At 39.5% G+C, this 21,431-nt stretch carries 16 protein-coding genes; 7 read left to right on the top strand and 9 right to left on the bottom strand.

All coding sequences use genetic code 11. The features are described 5' to 3' along the window. Positions 1–244 precede the first annotated feature (244 nt). The 3 genes from ACED20_RS07300 to ACED20_RS07290 all read right to left on the bottom strand — a co-directional run bounded on the left by ACED20_RS07300 (position 245) and on the right by ACED20_RS07290 (position 2,464). Positions 245–820 carry a hypothetical protein gene (locus ACED20_RS07300; protein ID WP_294200659.1) on the bottom strand — a complete coding sequence of 192 codons (576 nt, stop codon included), beginning with the start codon at positions 818–820 and terminating at the stop codon, positions 245–247. A 33-nt stretch (positions 821–853) separates the two neighbouring features. Then, a complete protein-coding gene (locus ACED20_RS07295) occupies positions 854–1,258 on the bottom strand; it encodes a hypothetical protein (RefSeq protein ID WP_294239983.1) in 405 nt (134 codons plus the stop codon). Between the two features lie 537 nt (positions 1,259–1,795). Further along, positions 1,796–2,464: a hypothetical protein gene (locus tag ACED20_RS07290; protein ID WP_294239978.1), complete on the bottom strand. Its 669-nt coding sequence runs from the start codon at positions 2,462–2,464 to the stop codon at positions 1,796–1,798. A 159-nt stretch (positions 2,465–2,623) separates the two neighbouring features. Here ACED20_RS07290 and ACED20_RS07285 point away from each other — a divergent pair, with 159 nt between their 5' ends. The 3 genes from ACED20_RS07285 (at position 2,624) to ACED20_RS07275 (ending at position 8,091) form a co-directional block, all read left to right on the top strand. After that, positions 2,624–5,158, top strand: coding sequence for a phosphoenolpyruvate carboxylase (locus ACED20_RS07285; protein WP_378104045.1), 2,535 nt, complete (start codon positions 2,624–2,626; stop codon positions 5,156–5,158). Positions 5,159–5,241: 83 nt separating this feature from the next. Continuing rightward, positions 5,242–6,150, top strand: coding sequence for a hypothetical protein (locus ACED20_RS07280; protein ID WP_378104044.1), 909 nt, complete (start codon positions 5,242–5,244; stop codon positions 6,148–6,150). Between the two features lie 294 nt (positions 6,151–6,444). After that, positions 6,445–8,091 carry a T9SS type A sorting domain-containing protein gene (locus ACED20_RS07275; RefSeq protein WP_378104042.1) on the top strand — a complete coding sequence of 549 codons (1,647 nt, stop codon included), beginning with the start codon at positions 6,445–6,447 and terminating at the stop codon, positions 8,089–8,091. A gap of 115 nt (positions 8,092–8,206) precedes the next feature. Here ACED20_RS07275 and ACED20_RS07270 read toward each other — a convergent pair whose 3' ends face one another. Beyond that, positions 8,207–9,820 (bottom strand): S8 family peptidase, encoded by a 1,614-nt coding sequence (locus tag ACED20_RS07270; protein ID WP_294220113.1) that lies wholly within the window; start codon positions 9,818–9,820, stop codon positions 8,207–8,209. 86 nt (positions 9,821–9,906) lie between these two features. Here ACED20_RS07270 and ACED20_RS07265 point away from each other — a divergent pair, with 86 nt between their 5' ends. The 3 genes from ACED20_RS07265 (at position 9,907) to ACED20_RS07255 (ending at position 13,741) form a co-directional block, all read left to right on the top strand. Then, the gene (locus ACED20_RS07265) at positions 9,907–11,031 is read left to right on the top strand and encodes a DegT/DnrJ/EryC1/StrS aminotransferase family protein (RefSeq protein WP_294267062.1); all 1,125 of its coding nucleotides are present in this window, start codon (positions 9,907–9,909) and stop codon (positions 11,029–11,031) included. 1,200 nt (positions 11,032–12,231) lie between these two features. After that, positions 12,232–13,254, top strand: a complete 1,023-nt coding sequence (gene galE / locus ACED20_RS07260; RefSeq protein ID WP_378104040.1) for a UDP-glucose 4-epimerase GalE — start codon at positions 12,232–12,234, stop codon at positions 13,252–13,254. Positions 13,255–13,279: 25 nt separating this feature from the next. Beyond that, positions 13,280–13,741 (top strand): adenylyltransferase/cytidyltransferase family protein, encoded by a 462-nt coding sequence (locus ACED20_RS07255; RefSeq protein WP_294198170.1) that lies wholly within the window; start codon positions 13,280–13,282, stop codon positions 13,739–13,741. 49 nt (positions 13,742–13,790) lie between these two features. Here ACED20_RS07255 and ACED20_RS07250 read toward each other — a convergent pair whose 3' ends face one another. The 5 genes from ACED20_RS07250 to pnuC all read right to left on the bottom strand — a co-directional run bounded on the left by ACED20_RS07250 (position 13,791) and on the right by pnuC (position 19,741). Beyond that, a complete protein-coding gene (locus ACED20_RS07250) occupies positions 13,791–16,310 on the bottom strand; it encodes a TonB-dependent receptor domain-containing protein (protein WP_378104039.1) in 2,520 nt (839 codons plus the stop codon). Between the two features lie 166 nt (positions 16,311–16,476). After that, positions 16,477–17,502 (bottom strand): endolytic transglycosylase MltG, encoded by a 1,026-nt coding sequence (gene mltG / locus ACED20_RS07245; RefSeq protein WP_378104038.1) that lies wholly within the window; start codon positions 17,500–17,502, stop codon positions 16,477–16,479. A gap of 28 nt (positions 17,503–17,530) precedes the next feature. Beyond that, positions 17,531–18,298 (bottom strand): diaminopimelate epimerase, encoded by a 768-nt coding sequence (gene dapF, locus ACED20_RS07240; RefSeq protein ID WP_294198165.1) that lies wholly within the window; start codon positions 18,296–18,298, stop codon positions 17,531–17,533. 163 nt (positions 18,299–18,461) lie between these two features. After that, a complete protein-coding gene (locus ACED20_RS07235) occupies positions 18,462–19,067 on the bottom strand; it encodes a hypothetical protein (protein ID WP_294322350.1) in 606 nt (201 codons plus the stop codon). Positions 19,068–19,072: 5 nt separating this feature from the next. Beyond that, entirely contained in the window at positions 19,073–19,741 is a 669-nt protein-coding gene (pnuC, locus tag ACED20_RS07230) for a nicotinamide riboside transporter PnuC (protein ID WP_294230938.1), read from the bottom strand. A gap of 166 nt (positions 19,742–19,907) precedes the next feature. Here pnuC and ACED20_RS07225 point away from each other — a divergent pair, with 166 nt between their 5' ends. Continuing rightward, on the top strand, positions 19,908–21,428 hold the full coding sequence (locus ACED20_RS07225) for an APC family permease (RefSeq protein WP_378104037.1): 1,521 nt from the start codon (positions 19,908–19,910) through the stop codon (positions 21,426–21,428). The last annotated feature ends 3 nt before the right edge of the window (positions 21,429–21,431 follow it).

Below are 21,431 nucleotides of genomic sequence, written 5' to 3'. Positions count from 1 at the left end.
CTAAAATTCTAATGATTCCATTTTATGAAAACTATTGGAAATATTGCTGGAGGCTGGAAGCTGGGTGCGGCGTGCTGGAAGTTAGCAGGTGAAAGTTGTGAATGCAGGCTTAAGCCAAAGCTCTTCATTTTTCTAACACCTTATTTGAGTTTGATAATGGTTTTCTTGAGGTTGATATAGCCTTTTAGGCATAATATTGACCGGAAAAACATCCAGCATCCAGCTTTCCTCTTCCAGCCTAAAATCATCTCCCGATCTTCTTCGCTTCCAGTTTTCCGGTCTTCCGATAGATCTTAATGAGGAAAGGTTCTTTTATTGGCAGGTCGTTTTTCGGTTTTACCAGATACAGCAAAATATGTTGGTCTTCCATTTTGTAAGAGCTGCCCTGCGGGTTGCCGGTATCTACCATATAGCCGTAGGTGTTGGAAAGTAAAATAGCTTCCGGGAGATTATCGACAAACCCGATAAAATTCCGGAGCTGCTGTTCGTCTGAAAAGTACCTGGATCTGCCATTTTCACAGGCTAAAAGATAAGAGAAACAATCTTCGCCGAGGCATTTCTGGAAAAAGCCCTTTTCCGGTGCGGGATCATTTAACGTCATATGGTCCGGCATCTGGCTTTCGTAGATAATGGCTTTATCGGGATCAGGATTGTTGCGGAGCACCGACCAGTAGCCATATTTTTTATCCGGAACAACAAAAGGATAAAGGAGTTCGGTATTGTCTAAAATTTCCGGGATTCTTTTGAAATCGGCAGGGATATTTTTCTGTCCCCATAATACACCTGATAAAAACCACAAAGCCGGAAATATTGTTTTCATTCTCAAATTCTTGTAAATAATGACAGCTAAAACTTACTGAAATATAATTTTGTAATAGCCGTTCTCATCTTTCACATCAATTCCTACGCCAGTAAAAGTAAGCTTGTTGATCTGATATCCGTCGCATCCGCCTTTAAACTCCGACGACTGTATTGTAAAGGTAAAGTTTTTAACATTGGAAGAAAAGGTATAGTTTTTTGTACCGTTGTAAGCCCCTACATTTTCCAGGATCAGCAGGTTCTCATCGGTTTTGGTGAGCTGGATGGTCTTCTGGTTTTCCTCCTTCACAGAATAGTTCGTCAATGTCCCGTTAGTAATCAGGTTTTCTCCGTTGGTATTCACCAACTTAAAAGCGATCGGCTGCGGCGCGTTGTAGCAGTCTTCCCCGCAGGCAGTGAAAAGGAAGATTATGATGAGGAAAAGGAAAAGTTTTTTCATGGGATTGATTTTGTGTGATTTGTAAAATTACTTATTAAATGTAAAAAATGAATTTTTATTATCTTTATTTTTTCCCTTTAAGTCTTAAAATAATTCGTTGAAAGGCTGTAAAATCTATTCCGATGTTTTCAATTTTCATATTTTCTGTAAACTCCGGTATATTGGAATAATAATTTTCTTTCAAAACAAAAAGTTTTTTGTTATCCTGATCGTAAATGCTTATAAAGTTTTTTCCGTCATCACTTATACCTATTTTATAACCTTTAATTTTTGATATCCGAATAGAGGACTGGATGAATATAAAATTGTGATAGATAAGGTTTTGATCATTAATTTCAGCCCGTACCAATTCGAAGTAATTTCTGGTAAGCATAAAGACAATGGTGAAAATAAAAACACCATTAAAATATAAAAACCATAAATATTCCCCCTTTTTCAAAAAAGAAGTTGCATGATAAAAAAGAAAAGGCAGAGCGAGGCAAAAGAAGCTTACGACAAATAGAAAGACACTGATGACAGGATTCTTAAATTTTATTTTCATTTTAAATTAATTGATTGACTAAACCTGCTTCTGAATATCTTCAAAACCTGTGAAAGCTGATAATCCGTCATATAGAAATCGTCCATATTGATTTCTATTTTTTCACCTTTATGAAAAAAGTAAAGATAATTCATTTCCGGTCTGTAATCGTGTTTTGATTCCCGGCTCACCAGACGTTTAACTGTGATTTTTTCGAGTTGGATGTCATTCCACAAATATCTTGCATGTTCTTTTACCTGAATCCCTTTTCCATCAATAGAAATAATGACGGCTGATATTTTTTTGATTTCTGAAATTATTTTAACGATAAAATATACTGTAAAAGCCGTTAATAATACCAAGATAAGCACGGTTATAAAATTGAATTTTGGACGTATGCAGCATATAAAAAAGATGCCGAGAATTACAAAGATACTGTATGTTGCAATGGCGATAATCCTGCCCGGCAGCGAATATTTAATGATTACTTCATCAGTAAGCGTATGTTCATTATATTCAATTTTATCGCTTTTGTATATCTGATATTCTTGGTAAATAAAAACGCCGTTGATGAACGCGCCGATAAAAAATATAACGGAAAGGAATAAAAGATATTGAAGCAGATATACTCCGATGATTAACGCTAAAATTCCTAGTATTGAGTAGAAGATGATTCCGAATTTCATTTGTATTTAATTTTTTGCGAATATATGATTTAAAACTAATTTCTATGATTAATTTATAGATAACAAGTTTTGATATATTCAGACAAAACGATTTAATTTTTAAAATTAATTGATCGAATTCCATTTGAATTAAAACCAAAATCCCCTACATTTGTTATCATGAGACACGACCAACGCGCAGAAAAATTCAGGCAGATCGTGGAAAATAAGTTCCAGATCTACAATTCATTGTTTATGAGCCTGCCTTATGATAAAATGACGAACATCGGGATGCTGCTTCCGTTTCTTTGTGAAGAAAGCAAAACAGGCTATGAAGCCGGAAAAACCCCGGAAGAAATCGTCGAGGAATTCTTTAAAAACCATACCGATCTGCAGACCGAAGAGCAGAAGCTCGAACTGCTTTTCAAGATCATCCAGTATATTGAACGGCAGGTGGTTTTGTTCGATAGTATAGAAGATGCGGCCTTCCCGAACCTTCACTCGGAAAGCGATACCGGGACGGTAACGAATATGTACGAACGTTCTTACCAGGATCATAAGCTGGAGCAGATTCGTGAAAAACTGAAGGATTTTGCTGTGAAGATCGTATTTACCGCGCACCCCACCCAGTTTTACCCTAATTCGGTACAACGGATCCTGCACGATCTGAGAAACGCGATCACCACGGACTCCATTACCAATATCGATATGCTGTTGCAGCAGTTGGGCAAAACGCCTTTCGTCAACAAAGAAAAACCGACCCCGATCGATGAGGCGTTGAGTATTATTTATTACCTGAGATATGTGTATTACGACTCAATCGGCGAACTTTTTACCAAGATCAAATCGACTTTCGGAAACGGTCGTTTTCATCTGCACGAAGACCTGATTCAGCTGGGATTCTGGCCGGGCGGAGACCGCGACGGAAATCCGTTCGTAACGGCAGACGTGACTAAAAGAGTAGCGGAAGAACTGCGGACTGCCATTTTAAAAGCGTATTACAACCACCTGAAATCCGTCAGGAGAAGACTTAGTTTCAGAGGTGTGTCGGAAGTTTTGGGACAATTGAGCGCCGAACTCTACACCGCGATTTTCAGGAATGAAAAAATTGAGGCCGAAGATATCCTGAAAAGACTGGACGAAGCGGAAAAAATTCTGGTTGAACAACACGATTCCCTGTTTCTGGACGTGCTGGTGAACTTCAGGGACCGGGTGAAGATTTTCGGGACCCATTTTGCCACGCTGGATGTCCGCCAGGACAGCCGGATCCACCAGAAAGTGATTGATGAGGTATTTGCAAAAATATCCGGGAAAATGGAGGCTTCTTATGAAGGAAAGTTCAATACTTTAATTGAAGCAAAAGATAAAATAAATACCGGTGATTTCGAGGATATCGTAAGAGACACGTTGCTTACAGTATCACAGATTTCCGAAATCCAGGAGAAAAACGGTTTGCGGGGAATGAACCGTTATATCATTTCCAATTCCGATGCGGTGAAAGATGTGATGAATGTTTATGCGTTTTTCAAAATCTGCGGGTATAAGGAAGAAGAGATCAACATGGATATTGTTCCGTTGTTTGAGACGATGGAAGGCCTTGCCAATGCTGAAAATGTCATGCAGGAGCTTTACCAAAATCCGGTATATCAGCAACACCTGGAAAGAAGAGGAAACCAGCAGACGATTATGCTTGGGTTCTCAGACGGAACCAAAGACGGCGGTTACCTGAAAGCCAACTGGGAGATTTATAAGGCTAAAGAAGTCTTAACCCGGCTTTCCGAAGAGAAAGGGATCAAAGTCGTATTTTTTGACGGAAGAGGCGGCCCGCCGGCAAGAGGCGGCGGAAAAACCCACGATTTCTACGCTTCCCAGGGAAAAACCATTGCCAATAATAAGATTGAACTGACAATCCAGGGGCAGACGATCACCAGCATTTTCGGAAATAAAGAGCAGGCCAGATACAACTTCGAGCAGCTGCTGACGGCCGGCGTGGAAAACGATGTTTTCAAAAATTCAAAAAAAGAACTTTCGGAAAAAGAAAGGGCGCTTATTGCCGAACTTGCGGAAATCAGCTATCAAAAATATTCGGATCTGAAGGCGCATCCCATGTTTGTGCCATATCTCCAGGAAATGAGTACGCTGGAATATTACGGAAAAACCAATATTGGCAGCCGTCCGTCGAAGAGAGGTGCCGGAAACGAATTGAAGTTTGAAGACCTGCGGGCGATTCCTTTTGTGGGATCGTGGGCACAGCTGAAGCAGAACGTTCCCGGGTTTTTCGGTTTCGGATTTGCCATGAAGCAACTGAAAGAACAGGGAAGGTTTGAAGAAGTAAGGGAACTGTACAAAGGATCCGATTTCTTTAAAACACTGGTGCTAAATTCCATGATGAGCATGAACAAAACCTATTTCCCGTTAACCTATTACATTAAAAACAATCCGAAATTCGGTGCTTTCTGGAATATCCTGTTTGACGAGTACAACCTTTCCAAAAATATCATGCTGGAACTCACCGGTTTTAGCATGCTGCAGCAGGAAGACCCGCTGTCACGTAAATCTGTGAAAATCCGTGAAAGAATCGTTTTACCGCTCCTGAGTATTCAGCAGTACGCCCTGATGAAAATTCAGAAAGGAGAAGGCAATATAGAAGCCTATAAAAAGCTGGTAACGCGTTCACTGTTCGGAAATATTAATGCCAGCAGGAATTCAGCTTAAATAATTAATACCCACTCAATTTTATAGAAAAACTGCTCATGTCATGGGCAGTTTTTCTATAGATGGATTTCAAACCACAACCAATGACTATTAAATTTTTTATTTTTCTCTTTCTTACCTTATCCATCAGGATTTTTAGTCAGGAACCCGAAAAGGTTACTTTTAAGGACACTCAGAATTTTTATTATAAAATAGTGCCGGAAGGAAAGCCTGCCGGCCTGATCATGGTTTTGCCGGGCGGCGGGGAAACGCCGGAAAAGGTGATGAATCAGATTTACCTGGATGAACTTGCTGTTGCGAAAAATCTACTTGTTGTTTTTCCCGGTTTTGAAGACGGTGATTTCAAAATGGAAACCGAGCGGAAATTCCTGGACCGCATTGCAAAAGATATGGTGGAAAAATACAAGATATCCAAAGATCAAATTGTAATCGGAGGTTTATCCTACGGAGGAATGCTGGCTGTTAAGTATGCTGAAATGTCGGTGAGGGATAAACAGTCTTATTTTACCCCGAAGGCCATTTTTGCCCTGGACCCGCCGCTTGATTATGAAAAAATGTATTACCAGCTGAACCGGGATATCGACAGGAACTATTCTGAAGTTGCTGTTAATGAAGCTGAAAATTTGATAAAAGAAATGGTTGCGGCCATTGGCTATCCAGACCGGAACCGGGAAAATTACCTCAGGGAATCGATGTTTTTGTACAGTGATAAAGAAGGTGGAAATGCGATATACCTGATGACTATTCCGGTCCTTATCTACACGGAACCTGGCATCATGTGGCAAATGAATAACCGGGGAAGGGATCTTTATGACACCAATGCCGTGAGTATTACCGCAATGATGAATTTATTAAAATTAAAAGGCCACAAAAATGCAGAGCTGATTATCGTCAATGACCGGGGAGTGAGACCGGAAGGCTTCAGACATCCCCATTCATGGAGCATTATGGATACGGAGGAATGTTTGAACTGGATTTTAAAATATCTTTAATAAATAAAAAGTGCTGTTCATTTTTTAGTTGTGAGGCGGATTCATTTTTTCATATCGGCGGTTTTATCCCTCCGTATTAACATCTGTTTACAGGCATTACGACGTGAAATTGGCCGTTAATTGTAGAAAATATTCTACAATACCAGGTGGAATTATTCTATAAAAGTGATACCCCTTATTCAACCTTACATGAGTAATTTTGTACCAGAATTATTTGCTGGGTGACCGGTCATCATTTTTCCGGTAGCCGATGCCATATTTATGGTAAGCATTTTATTTAAAAATACATATTTTATGAAAAAAAATTATTTAATCATCCTGATCTTCATGATCCAGGGAGTCAGCGCACAACTGGTAAATATTCCGGATGCCCATCTGAAGTCGAAAGTTCTGTCATCGTCACCATCCAATACAGTTGCCAAAAATCTTTCCGGGAATTATTTTGCCGTAGATGCCAATGGTGACGGAGAAATCCAGCAGAGTGAAGCTTCGCAGGTGAAAAGTCTTAACGTAAGTGCTTCCTCAATTGCTTCTTTAACCGGTATCACGGCTTTTGATAAGCTTGAGAGTTTAGACTGCAGCCAGAATAACTTAGACAGCGCTTATGTGAATGCACTGGCTTCCCTTAAATGGCTGAATGCCTCGGCAAACCCATTGAATATGGGAATAAACACCGGAGCCGATATCGAATATCTGGATCTGCATAATTCATCTATTCCGCAAGATCTCAATCTAAGCAATAAAAATAAACTTTCTTATCTGAATTTACAGAATTGCAGTGCATTGTATAATCTGGATTGCAGTAACAGCAAGCTCTCCACACTTATCCTGAACGGTTGTTCAAACCTTCATGTCCTGAACTGTAGCAACAATCAGTTGACCACATTGGACTTGAGTAATTTAAATATAACAGGAGAGGCCTTTTACGCAGCCAATACCTATACTTTCAGAGGGGGTGTCGATTGCAGTCATAATAACCTGACCAGCCTTACGGTCAGCAACCTCACTACCAATTTCCTGAATTGCAGTTATAATAATCTTACCACGATAAATGCAGCCAGCCTGACCCTCTCTAAAATAACCAATGCTCCTGCGGGCCTGATCCTGCAGCCAAGTCTTTATTTCGACTGTAGCCACAACCAACTCTCATCATTATCTATTAATAACACACTGATCGTACAGTCATTCGACTGCAGTTACAATAATCTGACGTCGATGAACATCAATAAAATTGTAGCACAGGATTTTAATTGTTCCCATAATAATATTTCTGCCGTAAACATCAGTGATACCTCACAGATTGATAATCTGAACATAAGCTATAATGTCCTGACCTCATTTGTAAGCCCGGTTATGCCTTTTGTGGATGATCAGGATCTTAACCCTGTAGGCAACGCACCAAGTCAGTCCATTTACTGTAATGATAATTTACTGACCTTATTGAATCTGAATAAAACACAGGTGCTAAAAGTGTATGCGTATAATAATGATATTCATACGCTGCTGATAAAAAACGGGATTTTAAATGAGTTTCTGGATTTGCAGAATAATCCCAATATAACATTTATCTGTGCCGATGATTTTCCTCTCGATCCTTCGGATCCATACAGTGAGGTGGACTATTTTCAGAGCGCAGTGCCCGGTGCTACCATAAGCAGCAACTGCAGTAATTCTGTGTTGTCGGTCAGCGATAGAGGCATAGCCGAAAATAACGTTGCTATTTATCCTAATCCGGCTTTCGATACGGTCTATATTACCTCTACTTATGATGTAAAATCGATTGAAATATCTGATCTGCAAGGTCGTTTGGTTAAAACCGCACAAAATAAGATACATTCGGCTACTCTGAAAACATCGGTAAATGATCTTGTGGCCGGTACGTATGTTGTTAAAATAGACACCGGAAAAGGGATTTTTGTGAAAAAACTTATTAAAAAATAGAATTAAATCGCCATAGATTGATTAATATAGTATAGCTCCCATAAAAGAGCAATTGCGGCAATTTTTAGAATTAAAAATTGCCGTTTTTATTTGATGATTAAGAATTCCCGCTGTATCAGTCCTTAATAAATTTCTCATAATACACCTTATCCTCCGTCTGGATTTTCAGGTAATATACCCCTTTTGGAAAATCTTCTACTTTTACAGATTGCTGATTGCTGACTTTTATGATCAGTCTTCCGAGGTTGTCGTACACTTCCAATGAGAGAACTTCGTTTTCCGAAGCGACATTCAGGATTCTTTTTACCGGATTCGGAAAAATGCCCACCTTATTTTTCTTAACCAGATCGGATGTGCTTAATACATTGTTATAGAGTGTTCCGAAATTCAGGATCCCGAATCCCATCTGGTCGGTGTGGTTTGGATATAATGATGCGGTCTGACGCAGCCGGTTTCTCATCAGGTCCCGGTTCATGGCCGGGAAAGCCTGGAGCAGGCAGGCTACCCCTCCGGCGGCAATAGGCGTGGCAATAGATGTTCCGTTTACTGAAATGGTCGTATTGCTGGTGTTGGAAACACTCGTGGCGCCGGTTCCTCTTGCAGCAGCATCCGGTTTTGTAACACCCGCGGCATTGGGGCCAAAGGAAGAAAAAGCGGATGAAATTCCTGCAGAATCCACGCTGCCTATGGTAAAAACCTTTGCATTATCGGCAGGCGTTACGATATAATGCCATGGCTGAACGCCGGAATTCCCGGCCGCAATGATGGTAAAGATTCCTTTATTCACAGCTATTTCTGCTGCTCTTGCAATAAAGGAGGTTGTTCCGTTCATCTGTGCATACGTGTAATTGTATTTCGGGTCATCAAAAGTAGAGTAGCCCAGTGATGTGGTGATAATATCCACTCCTTTCCGGTCGGCTTCTTCCGCCGCTTCGATCCAGTAGAGCTCCTCTTCGGGGATTTCTACTGCAGCATTTTCACTGCGGTACAGATAGAAATCCGCATCAGGGGCAGATCCCACAAAAGTATCTTGGATATAACCGCCGATGGCACCCAGAACGGCAGTTCCGTGGGTATTGAGCAAAGGATTATAAATATCGGTGCTTTTGGCGACGAAATCATATCCGCCTTTGATGTGTCCGTTGGTCCACAACCTCGAATAGGCCGAGCCGGTATCTACATTCGGGAATCCGGCATCGATGACGGCAATTGTCACGCCTGTTCCTGTATAACCGGCCAGATGGAGCGGACGGAGATTGATCTGATCGATCTGTGCGGAACCGGAACCGTAATTGAATGTCGTGAGATTTTTGCTGTGAGGATTTTCCTGATTTTCCCATTTGCTGGAATGGGCAATCTTCGTTCCGCCGGATGAATTTCGGGCAAAACTTTCCACCGACAAGACATAGTTTTGAGCCTGCAGGGTTGTAATCTGAGCCGTCGTGGCATTTACGGCAACTCCGTTCAGCCATTTGGAATAATCCGTTACGGTAAATCCTAAGCTCTGAATATTATTGATATAAGTCTGTTCGATAGGCGCATCCTGGTCATTAAGCGGAATTCCCAGAGAAGTACGCCGGTTGAGCGATTTCTGAGACAGTTCCGACAGGGGATTGGCATAAAAAGCAGCCTTGTTTGGCTTGTCTTTAAAGAATACAAAAACGAGCGATGTCTGCGCAAAACTTACCGAATAACCTGCTAGAAGACAAAAGACTAAAGTTCTTTTCATGTATTTATTTTGTATAAAGATAAAACAAAATCAATAAAATTTTTGACGGGATTTTAAATTCCTTATTTTTACAGAAATATTTATTTATGAAAAAGATTCAAATGGTTGACTTGCAAAGTCAGTATTACAAGATAAAAAATGATGTGGACAATGCAGTGTTAAATGTAATGGATTCGGCGGCTTTCATCAATGGCCCCGAGGTAAAGTCATTCCAGAATGAATTGGAGTCTTATTTGGATGTAAAGCACGTAATTCCGTGCGGAAACGGTACCGATGCCTTACAGATCGCTCTTATGGCATTGGATCTTAAAGAAGGCGATGAGGTGATTACCGCAGATTTTACTTTTGCCGCAACGGTGGAAGTCATTCACCTGCTGAAGCTTAAATCTGTTTTGGTGGATGTGGATTATGATACCTACACGATCTCAACGGAGGCGATCAGAAAAGCGATTACTCCGAGAACAAAAGCGATTATTCCGGTACATATTTTCGGACAGTGTGCCAACATGGAAGAGATTTTAAAGATTGCCGAAGAGCATCATTTATATGTGATCGAAGATAACGCCCAGGCTATCGGTTCGGAATTTACCTTCTCCGACGGAACGGTAAAAAAAGCAGGAACCATGTCTACCGTAGGAACCACTTCTTTCTTCCCGTCTAAAAATTTAGGATGCTATGGAGACGGAGGAGCGATTTTTACGAACAATGATGATCTGGCGCACCGGTTAAGAGGAATCGTGAACCACGGGATGTATGAAAGATATTATCATGATGAAGTAGGGGTAAACTCCAGACTTGACAGTGTGCAGGCTGCTATTTTAAGAAAAAAGCTTCCTCATCTGGACAATTACAACGAAGCCCGGGGAAGAGCTGCGGATTACTACGACGAAGCTTTCGCAGGCCACGAACATATTTTAACGCCGAAAAGAGCTGAATATTCTACCCATGTTTTCCACCAGTATACTTTGAGAATTCTGAACGGTAGACGTAATGAATTACAGAAATTCCTGACTGAAAAAGATATTCCGGCCATGATCTATTATCCGGTAGCTTTAAGAAAACAAAAAGCCTACTATCAGGAAAGCAACGATGCCGATTTCGTAAATACCGATCAATTGCTGGATCAGGTAATTTCCCTTCCGATGCATACGGAACTCGATGACGAGCAGCTGAAGTATATAGCAGATGCGGTGCTGGAGTTTATGAAGTAATGAGCAGGATTCTTTTTAATAGTAAAAAGTTATATATTGCTAATGTTTTAATTAGCATCAGTTTTCTTTTAATTACGATTTTAAGCCTTTATTCTTTAGTGGTTGGAGGTAGTGATCGTATGGAAATGATATTGTATGTATGCTATTTGATTATTTATACAAGCGCATCACTTACACTTCTGTTAAAAATTAAAAAAGCTATTTTTTCTCTTCATGTAATCTATTTTTTTGCAATTGTTTTGAACCTTTTCGATTTTGGTGCTCACTACTCAAAATATGATGATCTCATCAATAGATGTCTTTTTATCATTATTATTACAGTTTATACTGTATTATTTTCTTCATTAATTTATTTAAATAATAAAAATAGGTTTCGTTTAAATGTATCCGAACTTGACGAAATCGGTAAGCTATAAATATCACTTTGTCAAAGTTGAAAATCTTTGACAAAGTTTTTTTTAAAACACAAACGATGAAAAGAAAAATATTTAAATATAGATTTGTATATTATATATCGATTATTACAAGTCTGCTGCTTTTTCTCATATCATCGTTCAATATTATACAGGTCTTTCAGGACTTTAGTTTTTTAAAATTAATATTGGTTTGTTGTTCCATTATTTTCAGTTCATTTGCATTTGTCAATCTGGTAGAAAAGTATAAAAAGGCTGTTTTATTTCTGAATCTGAGTCTTGCTTTTTATATGGTCGTTACAGGTCTTTACTCATTGGTAGGATTTGTAAATATCGGAACACATTCATTTACAAGTATTTATTTTAAACTTCTGATCGTACAGACTCTCATCATGATTATTGTAAATCTATATAAGATAAAACATTTTAAAGGGGACGATGAGATTGAAAGTATAGGCCAGACCTGAGAATGAATAATTCCCACTGAATAAGAATTCGATTAGCGAAGCGGCCGGTTTTTGAATCGCCTTTCAAAAGAATCCCTATTGATTCTGAAGAATATCTGAGAAATCTGATTATTTATATTCATCAAAATCCGGAAAATTTTCAGAATTATAAATTTTCATCTTATCTTGCAGCGATTTCTGAAACAAAGACAAATATTCAGCATAACGAGGTGATTGAACTGTTCGGAGATCATGAAAATTTTGTTGAATGTCACAAAATAGAGTTAAACGAAAACTTTGTCAAAGATTTTCAACTTTGACAAAGTCATAAAACATAACAAATGGCAATATTGGTAACAGGAGGTCTGGGGTACATCGGCTCACATACGGTAGTTGAACTTTTAAATAACAACTACGAAGTGGTGATTATAGATGATTTATCGCATTCCGAAAAATTTATTTTAAAAAACATCGAAGAAATTACAGGTAAGAAGCCTGTATTTTATCCTTTTGACCTGAAAAGAAAAGAACTGCTCGCTCAGGTTTTTGATGCCCATCAGATTGACGGCTGTATCAATTTCGCTGCTTCCAAAGCCGTAGGCGAAAGCCAGCTGAAACCCGTAGACTATTATGAGAATAATCTTTTTACTCTGATTAACATCCTGCAGGAATTTAAGGAAAGAGGTATCTCCAATTTTATTTTCAGTTCGTCGTGTACCGTTTACGGCCAGGCAGATCAGATGCCGATTGATGAAAATACACCTTTAAAAATGCCTGAAAGTGTGTATGGTAAGACAAAACAGATGGGTGAAGAGATCCTGATGGATTTTGCCAAAGCCTACCACAGAAAGGTTTCTTTGTTACGATATTTCAATCCTATAGGTGCGCATCCCTCAGCAAAAATCGGTGAATTACCCATCGGGATTCCAAATAATTTAGTACCTTACGTAATGCAAACGGCGGCAGGAGTGCGGGAAAAGCTCAGCATCTGGGGAAATGATTATCCTACGGAAGATGGGACGGCAGTGCGTGACTATATTTATGTGGTAGACCTTGCGAAAGCGCATGTGGCGGCTTTAAAGAAGCTGATGGAAGATGAATCCAATGTTGCGACAATTGATATTTTCAACCTCGGAACAGGTAGAGGATCTTCGGTTTTAGAAGTGGTAAAGGCTTTCGAAACGGCTAATGATGTAAAGGTGCCTTACCAGATCTGCGACAGGAGAGATGGGGATATTACCATTGCCTATGCCAACGTAGACAAAGCACAACGGGAGCTTCAGTGGAAATCGGAAACTCCTTTGGAAGAAGCTTTGAGAACGGTATGGGAATGGCAGAAATATTTAAATACGAGAACCATTTAAAATTTTAGATATAAAAAATTTAGATATGAAAACAGAAAGAATAGGTATTACGTTTTCTTCTTTCGATCTGCTTCATGCAGGGCATATTAAAATGCTGGAAGAGGCCAAAACAGTTTGTGATTACCTTATTGTAGGACTGCAGATTGATCCGTCACACGATCGTCCGACCAAGAATAAACCTACCCAAACCATTGTAGAAAGATATATCCAGCTGAAGGCAGTGGATGCCGTAGACGAAATCATTCCGTATTACACGGAAGAAGATCTTCTGGATATCCTGAAATCTTTTGTGATCGATGTAAGAATCATTGGAGACGATTATCTGGACAGGGACTTTACAGGGAAAAAATACTGTGAGGAGAAAGGAATAGAAATCTTTTACAATAAAAGAGATCACCGGTTTTCTTCCAGCGATCTGAGAAAAAGAATTTATGAAGCAGAATTGGCAAAGCTGGCAAAACTGGAAGCTGCAGAAGCTGAAAAATAAAAAATCCCGAAAGCAATTTCGGGATTTTTTGTTGTTAGGAGAAACCGTTTTACATAGGGCCACCTTGCTGATCATCTCCGGTTGCGTTGGAGTTGATGTCTTTTTTACGTTTAGGCTGATCTACCTTTTCATTGCCTTGTTTGAATCTATACGTCAGAGAAACAGCAAATTGCCTTGGCTGCCACTGCATATAAGAATCTCTTGTAAATCCAGGCCCGTAAGAAGTTGACTGCATTGCTCTCGTATTGAAAATATCCTGAATATTGAAAGATAGGGTTCCATCACCCTTCCAGATGGTTTTGGAAGCTCCGAAATTCAGAGCATACATATCTTTTCTGTCCACACTCTGTGTTTTCTGTCCTCCTCTGTAAAAGCCCTGAAGCTGAATATTAAAAGTTTTATCGATCTTAATCGTAGAAGTAAGTCTGGCTCTTACTGAAACACCGCTTCCTTCAAAGGAAAGAGGCTCACTTATAAGTGCAGGATCAAAGAAAGTACCTTTGGTATTGTATCCGAAAACATCTACATTTCCAAGGAACTTCAGCCACTTCGTTGTATCCCAGTTGAAGTTGAGGTCAAGACCGAATCGATCGTCACTTCCAATATTTACCGGCTTGGTATGGAAAACGGTAGTTGGTACATTATTGATGAGTTCCTGCTTGTTATAGGTTACAATTTTTACATCATCAGACTGATGTCTGAAATATAAAGTCGGATTAATGGTAAACTTACTCTTGGATATGCTGTATCCGAATTCGTAAGAATCTACATAAGAAGGGTTAAGGTCTATATTCCCGTCAAAAATATTCTGATTGTCGCTGTAGCTTGGATTAGGAATCAGGAAAAAGGACCTCGGTCTGTCGATTCTTCTTGAATAGTTCAGTAAGAACTGGTTGTCTTTCGCAATCTCATAACTTAAAAAGACACTTGGGAAGAGATTGTTGTAATTCTTTTTGGTTTTTTGCGCATCCCCCGCTAAGTTCATGTAATTAATATCAATAGTAGAATATTCATTTCTTAAACCTAACTGATATCCGATATTGCCGATTTTACTCTTAAACTGTACGTAACCGGCATTGAACATTTCTTCATATTTGGCATTGTACGTATAATCATCAAGATAAAGCATAAATGGCAGGGTAGATGTCTTTTGTCTTACCAGGTTCTGGTAATTATTGTTATTCACATCGATTCTGTAGCCTGCTTCCAACTTTGAATTCTCTCCGATAGGAAGCTCATAGTCGGCTTTACCGATTAAAGTTTTGTTTTTGGTTTTCTGATCGATAAGGTTCTGAAGATCAAAAAGATTATTTTGAGTCTGATTGATATCGCTTCCGTTGTTCGAACGGTTACTTTGTAAGCTTAATGAAAGGGATAGGTTTTGTCCTTTGTCATTAAATTTATGGTCAATACCAAAATCTCCCTGAAAAGCCAGATTGTTATTTGTGCCTAAACTTGTTCTGTTTCTTGTCGTGATGGCATTGTTGAAGGCATAGTTCGTATAATCGATATTTCCGGTATTGGTTCCGTCAAAAGTTCTTACGGTTCCTGATGCATTAATCGACGTTTTGTCTGTAAGATCTACAACAAGACCTCCGGTTGCATTATAGTTATCGTTTTTACTTTTGGAAATAGATTCATTATTTGTTTCTCTAAAATCTCCGGTAGATAAATATGCACTGTTTCTCTGGGTATTCTTAGATTCTCTGTATCCGCCGCCGCCGTTAAGAAACCACGTGAATTTTCCTTTTCTCCAGCTTAAGTTTGTATTTAAATTGGTTTGTGGCAAATAGCCTAAAGTACCCAAGACACTTCCGTTAAACCCTGTTTTCTTGCTCTTCTTTAAAATAATATTTAAAATACCGGCTGTTCCGCTTGCTTCAAATTTAGATGAAGGATTGGTAATCACTTCAATTCTCTCAATCTGGTCTGCAGGAATACTTTGTAAGGCATTCGCACCGTCGTCGATACCCAAGAGAGCGGACGGCTTACCATTAATTAAAAATTTCACATTGGAACTTCCCCTCATAGAAACCGTTCCGTCGGTCTCTACGGAAACCGAAGGTACATTTTGAAGTACATCCTGAAGGTTTCCTCCTTTGCTTACGATATCCTGCGATGGGTCATAGGTTCTTTTGTCCAGCTCCACTTTATAAGGCTTTGTGGAAGGGGCCGTGATTACAACACCTTGAATATCCGCTGTTTTCAGATTGGTAGCACTTTTTTCCGGATCGATGGAAAAGGCACCGATGTTTCCGGCTAATGTAATCTGCTTATTAATGACATTTTTCTGGTAATCAATAGCCTCAATGGTAATATCATAATTACCTGGAGCAAGATCAAGCTTATACTGTCCTTTCTCATCGGTAAGCGCAGCATCACTCAATAATTTGTTGGCTTTGTTACTGAATGTAACCGAAGCATAGGGAACCGGCTGATTGCTCTTGCTGACCACAGATCCAGAAATACCGACCTTCTCCTGTGCAAAAGCTAATGCTGCTGCCGAAAGTACAAAAGTAAGCCCTAAAGTCTTCTTTGTAAAAATGTTAATGATTTCCGTCTTATTCATAAGGGTATTTTTTGTGTAAAATCTTTAAAGATTTCTCTTTACATTGAGAAATTATCAATGCTATGAATTTCACAATATCAAGTATGATTTATTATTTGTAACAGATATGTCGCTAAAAACAAGTATTTGTTAATTATTAAATTGTTAAAAAAAAGTTAATATGATTTTATTTTATGTTTTTAGAATTCAGCCAATCCTGATATGTCTTCGCATTAATCGCGTGCTCTTCGGCGCTGGCTGTAAATTTATGGTATCCGAATCTCGCCGGATCTGCGCACATAAAAATATAATCGTTCTTTTCAGCATTCAATACCGCATCTACCGAATTTTTATCCACCACGCAGATCGGACCCGGGGGAATTCCTTTGTTGGCATAGGTATTATAAGGCGAAGGTGTAGACAAATGTTTATAGAAAACCCTTTTAATCTGCTGCTTGAAATTCGTCTGTTTGTTGATGGCATAAATAACCGTAGGGTCGGACTGCAGCCTCATTCCTTTCCGGTAACGGTTCAGGTAGAGGCCTGCGATCCTCCGCATTTCATCCTTCTTACCGCCCGACTCTTTGTAAACGATAGATGCCAGGGCATAGATCTGCTCTCTCGTTAAGCCGGATTGCTGTTCTTTAGCCTTTCTTTCACTGTTCCAGAAATCCTGGTACTGATTATCGAATTTTTCAAAGAAGTCCTGAGGAGTAACCGTCCAGAAGAAATTATAGGTATCTATAAAGAAATATTTTTTAAGATCTTCCGCGTCGCTATAGCCTTTTTCAGCCGCAATTTTATTAAGACCGTTTACAAACTGAAGAGAGTCCAGCTCCGTTTTTTTTGTTACTTTGCCGATCATCTGATATACATCCCCAAAATCGCCGATCCTGAAACTATTTTCGCTCTGATTGCCTGCTTTGATCATATTCACCAAACGCGCATTTCCCAAGCCTTTCTGAAAATGATAACGTCCGGGCTTAAAATTCAGGGCCAATCCTTTTTCGTTTGCCACTGCTTCAAAAGATTCTTTATTGCTCACGTATTTTGAAGCAGAATCAAGGATCTGTTTAAAGCCGGCGTTATGCGGAATCAGCACATAGCCGTCCTTTTCAATATTGTTACCGTAGTATTTTTTATAAAATCTAAATCCAAAAAATCCGCCTGCTGCCAGAACGAGCAGGATGACAATGAGAATAGCTTTTTTCATGTAATGCTGATTAATAAAAGTTGTTTGTTTAAATAAGGTCGATTTTTCCTTTGAAAACCTGTTTTGCAGGACCTTCAAGCCAGATATTCTTAAAGCTGTTACCATTTTTTTCGGCATACACCTTCAGATTTCCGCCTAAAGTTTTAACTTTTACAGAGATTAGATCATTATTCTGGAGAAAAGTTAAAGCCGAAGCCGTAACGCCGGTACCGCAACTGTAGGTTTCATCCTCAACGCCTCGTTCATAGGTTCTTACGAAGATCTCATCGTCAGTAATTTTTTCCACAAAGTTAACGTTGATCCCTTTTTCTTTATAATTTTCAGAATTCCGGATGCTGTTTCCTTCCGCAAAAACATTGTAGTTTACCAAATCTTCCACATATTTTACATAGTGCGGCGAACCGGTATCCGTTACTTTATCATCTCCGTCATTGGAAATCGTTTCCACATTGCCCATTTTTAATTTGACAATCCCGTTGTGGATTTCTGCTTCGTGTTCGCCATCGATGGCGGTGAAGCGGCATTTGCCTTCAAAGATATCCAGGAAAAAAGCGAAGGCTACAGAGCATCGGGCTCCGTTTCCACAGAAACTTTTCGATCCGTCTGAATTGTAATAATCCACTTCAAAGTCGTACCCTTCCGCAGTATTGATTTTAATAAGACCGTCGGCACCGATCCCGAAACGCCGGTCGCAGAGCTTCTGAACATTTTCAATGGAAAGGTCATCCCATTCTCCCGAACGATTGTCGATCATTACAAAATCGTTTCCCGTACCCTGATATTTATAAAATTCCATAATTTGAGTATGATATTGTATTTTAGATTAAAGCATCAGAAAATTGAGTTTTTAATATTCAATCCTGTATATGGTATAATTAAAAATTAAATACGCAAAATTACTATAATAAAAACAAAAACGAACAGTGTTAGCTGTCCGTTTCTGTTTTTAAATTGGTTTTTTATCTGAATCCGCCGCTGTTGCTGTTGCTGCTTCTTTCAGGCTGCGGTGAAGTCTGCTGAGGCTGAGGCTGGGGCGAACTGTTTCTGAATCCTCCGGTATTCGAATTATTATTATAATTGTTATTATTGTAATTACTGTTCGAGTTGTTTCTGAAACCTCCGTTGCTGTTGTTCTGCGGTCTTGGCGCGGTATTCTGCTGATTTCTGAATCCGTTATTCTGTCTTTGGCCGCTGTTCTGTCTAAAGTTTCCGTTGTTGGAAGTTCCGTCGTTTACGCCGCCTCTGAAACCATTGTTCGGCCTTGCAGAAGTAGTTCCGTTGGCTCCTGATCTTCTTTCGACATATACCTTTCTTCTCGAATTATTGTAATTCTGATAATAATAAGGCATACCATTGTCATAATAATAATTATAGTTGTTTCTGTAATAATAACCGTCGTCGCCCCAATATCCACCATTTCCATAGTACCCTTGAGGGGCGTAATAATATCCGTTATCATAATACGGATCTCCGTAATTATTTGCATACGGATCCGAATAAATGGAGCAGGATGCTAAACTTGAAAGTGTGATGACACTGAATGCTATTTTTAATAAATTTTTCATGACTTTTAAAAACTTTTTTTCTTATAACTTTTTTTCCAGACGGCGTATCCCTGGACCGCCATAATGGTAAATACCAAATATTGAACCGAAGTGATTCCTAGTTCCTTATAAATCATCATCGGGATACAAATGAAATCTCCGACGATCCAGAATATCCAGTTTTCAATGCGCCTTTTCGCCATAAACCACATCCCTAACAGAAATATGGAAGTGGTAAAAACGTCCAGCCAGTTGCCCCAGTCGAGATGATAAAGCCCCAACTGTGTTCCTTCCATCGAAAACCGGTTATCGATATAAGGCTTATAGTAATATACTCCTGTTACTAAGATTAAACTTAAGGCAAAAAGTAAAATCCCGTACAACCATTCTTTTTTTGAAGCCCACTGTACCTCTACGTGAATGTTGTCTTCAGAACTTTTTCCCCAAAGGATCCAGCCGTAAATACTCATCACCGTATAATACACGTTGATCATACAGTCTCCCAGCAATCCGAAATTGTAAAGGATATATACATAAAGTAAAGTGGAAATAATGCCGGTAGGGTAGACCCATATATTTTTTTTAATGGAAAAATAGACACTCAAGATTCCGAAGACGGTAGCGGTAGATTCGAGGACGATCTGCAGGGCCGTGTAGGTTTCATAAGGTTTTACGAAGAGATCGTATAGATTCATGAGGCCAAAATTAAGTAAAAAATCAGACAATCGGAAATGAAGTAAACAGGATGAAAATCAGAATTTTAAATTACAAATATTTAAAATTAACGTTGAAAGTTTATTAATAAACGTTAATGTTTATAAATTTTTTATATTTTCGTAAATCTTTAATAAATAATAAAATATGTCTAAAATTTGGACCAAAAAACCGATGAGTGCTTTTGAGAATGATATGAAAAGCAGTCAGCTCAAAAGAGTACTCGGTAAATGGAGCCTTACAGCTATCGGAATCGGGGCTATTATCGGAGGGGGAATTTTCGTGCTTACAGGTACCGGAGCGTATTATCACGCAGGGCCCGCACTTGCTCTTTCCTTCGTTATTGCCGGAATTGCCTGTGTATTTGCAGCATTATGTTACTCGGAATTTGCATCAATCCTTCCCGTAGAAGGTTCGGCGTATGCCTATGCTTACGGAACCGTAGGTGAGATCTTCGCCTGGATTATCGGATGGGGGCTTATACTCGAATATGCAATGGGTTCCATGACGGTAGCCGTTTCGTGGTCCGGATATTTCAATAAACTGCTCAAAATGTTCGGTCTTCATCTTCCGGATTACCTTACTTCAGACCCGGCAAGTTATGCCGGCGAAGGGTTTTCTATGAACTTACCGGCTTTCCTTATCGTACTTTTTGTAATTTCCATCCTTATTAAAGGAACAAAAGAAGCGGCAAAAGCAAACAACCTCATTGTAATTATGAAGGTTTCAGCCGTTCTTTTCGTGATTATTGCAGGAGTATTCTTCATCAATACAGACAACTGGCATCCTTTTATTCCGGTAGAGACCATGGTGAAAGAAGGTGAAAATATGAAAGAAGCCTATGGTATCCAGGGGATTATTTCCGGAGCCGCTGCGATTTTCTTCGCGTATGTAGGTTTTGATGCTGTTTCCACTCAGGCTGGTGAAGCCATCAACCCGAAAAAAGACGTTCCGTTTGCGATCATTGTTTCGCTTCTGGTATGTACCGGTTTATATATTTTGGTTTCTCTTGTATTAACAGGGATGATGCATTATTCGGACTTTAATCCGCAAGGTAAATATCCAGATGCGATCAAGGCACCTGTAGCGTATGCCTTTGAAATTGCAGGACAAGGATGGGCAGGATACATTATTACAATTGCTGCGACTGTAGGTCTGGTATCCGTATTAATGGTCATGATCATGGGACAGTCCAGGATTTTTCTGGGAATGTCCAAAGACGGACTTATTCCTAAGATGTTCAGCGACGTGCATCCTATAAGAAAAACACCGGCAAAAAGCTTAATGCTTCTTGGAATCGTTATTGCAACGGTGGCGGCTTTCACACCAATTAGTAAACTCGCGGATATGACGAGCTTCGGTACTTTATTCGCGTTTACCATGGTGTGTGTAGCGGTTTGGATCTTAAGAAAGAAAGAGCCGAACATGACGAGAACCTTTAAAGTTCCGGCTTTACCCGTAATCGCAACATTGGGAATATGCATCAACCTGTACCTGATCTGGAACCTGAGCCACGAAGCAAAATACCTTTCCATGGGCTGGCTGGTTTTGGGGGTAGTGATTTACTTTACCTACAGTCTCAGAAACAGTAAACTTCATAAGGTTGGCTACGGCGAAACGTTCAAAGCCGAACAGGAGCCTTTACAAAAGACCGACTTAGATTTATAATTA

The organism is Chryseobacterium sp. sg2396, from assembly GCF_042610505.1.
GTDB lineage: Bacteria > Bacteroidota > Bacteroidia > Flavobacteriales > Weeksellaceae > Chryseobacterium.
The sequence above is the reverse complement of the archived record's forward strand: the minus strand, read 5'-3'. Positions and strand labels throughout refer to the sequence as shown.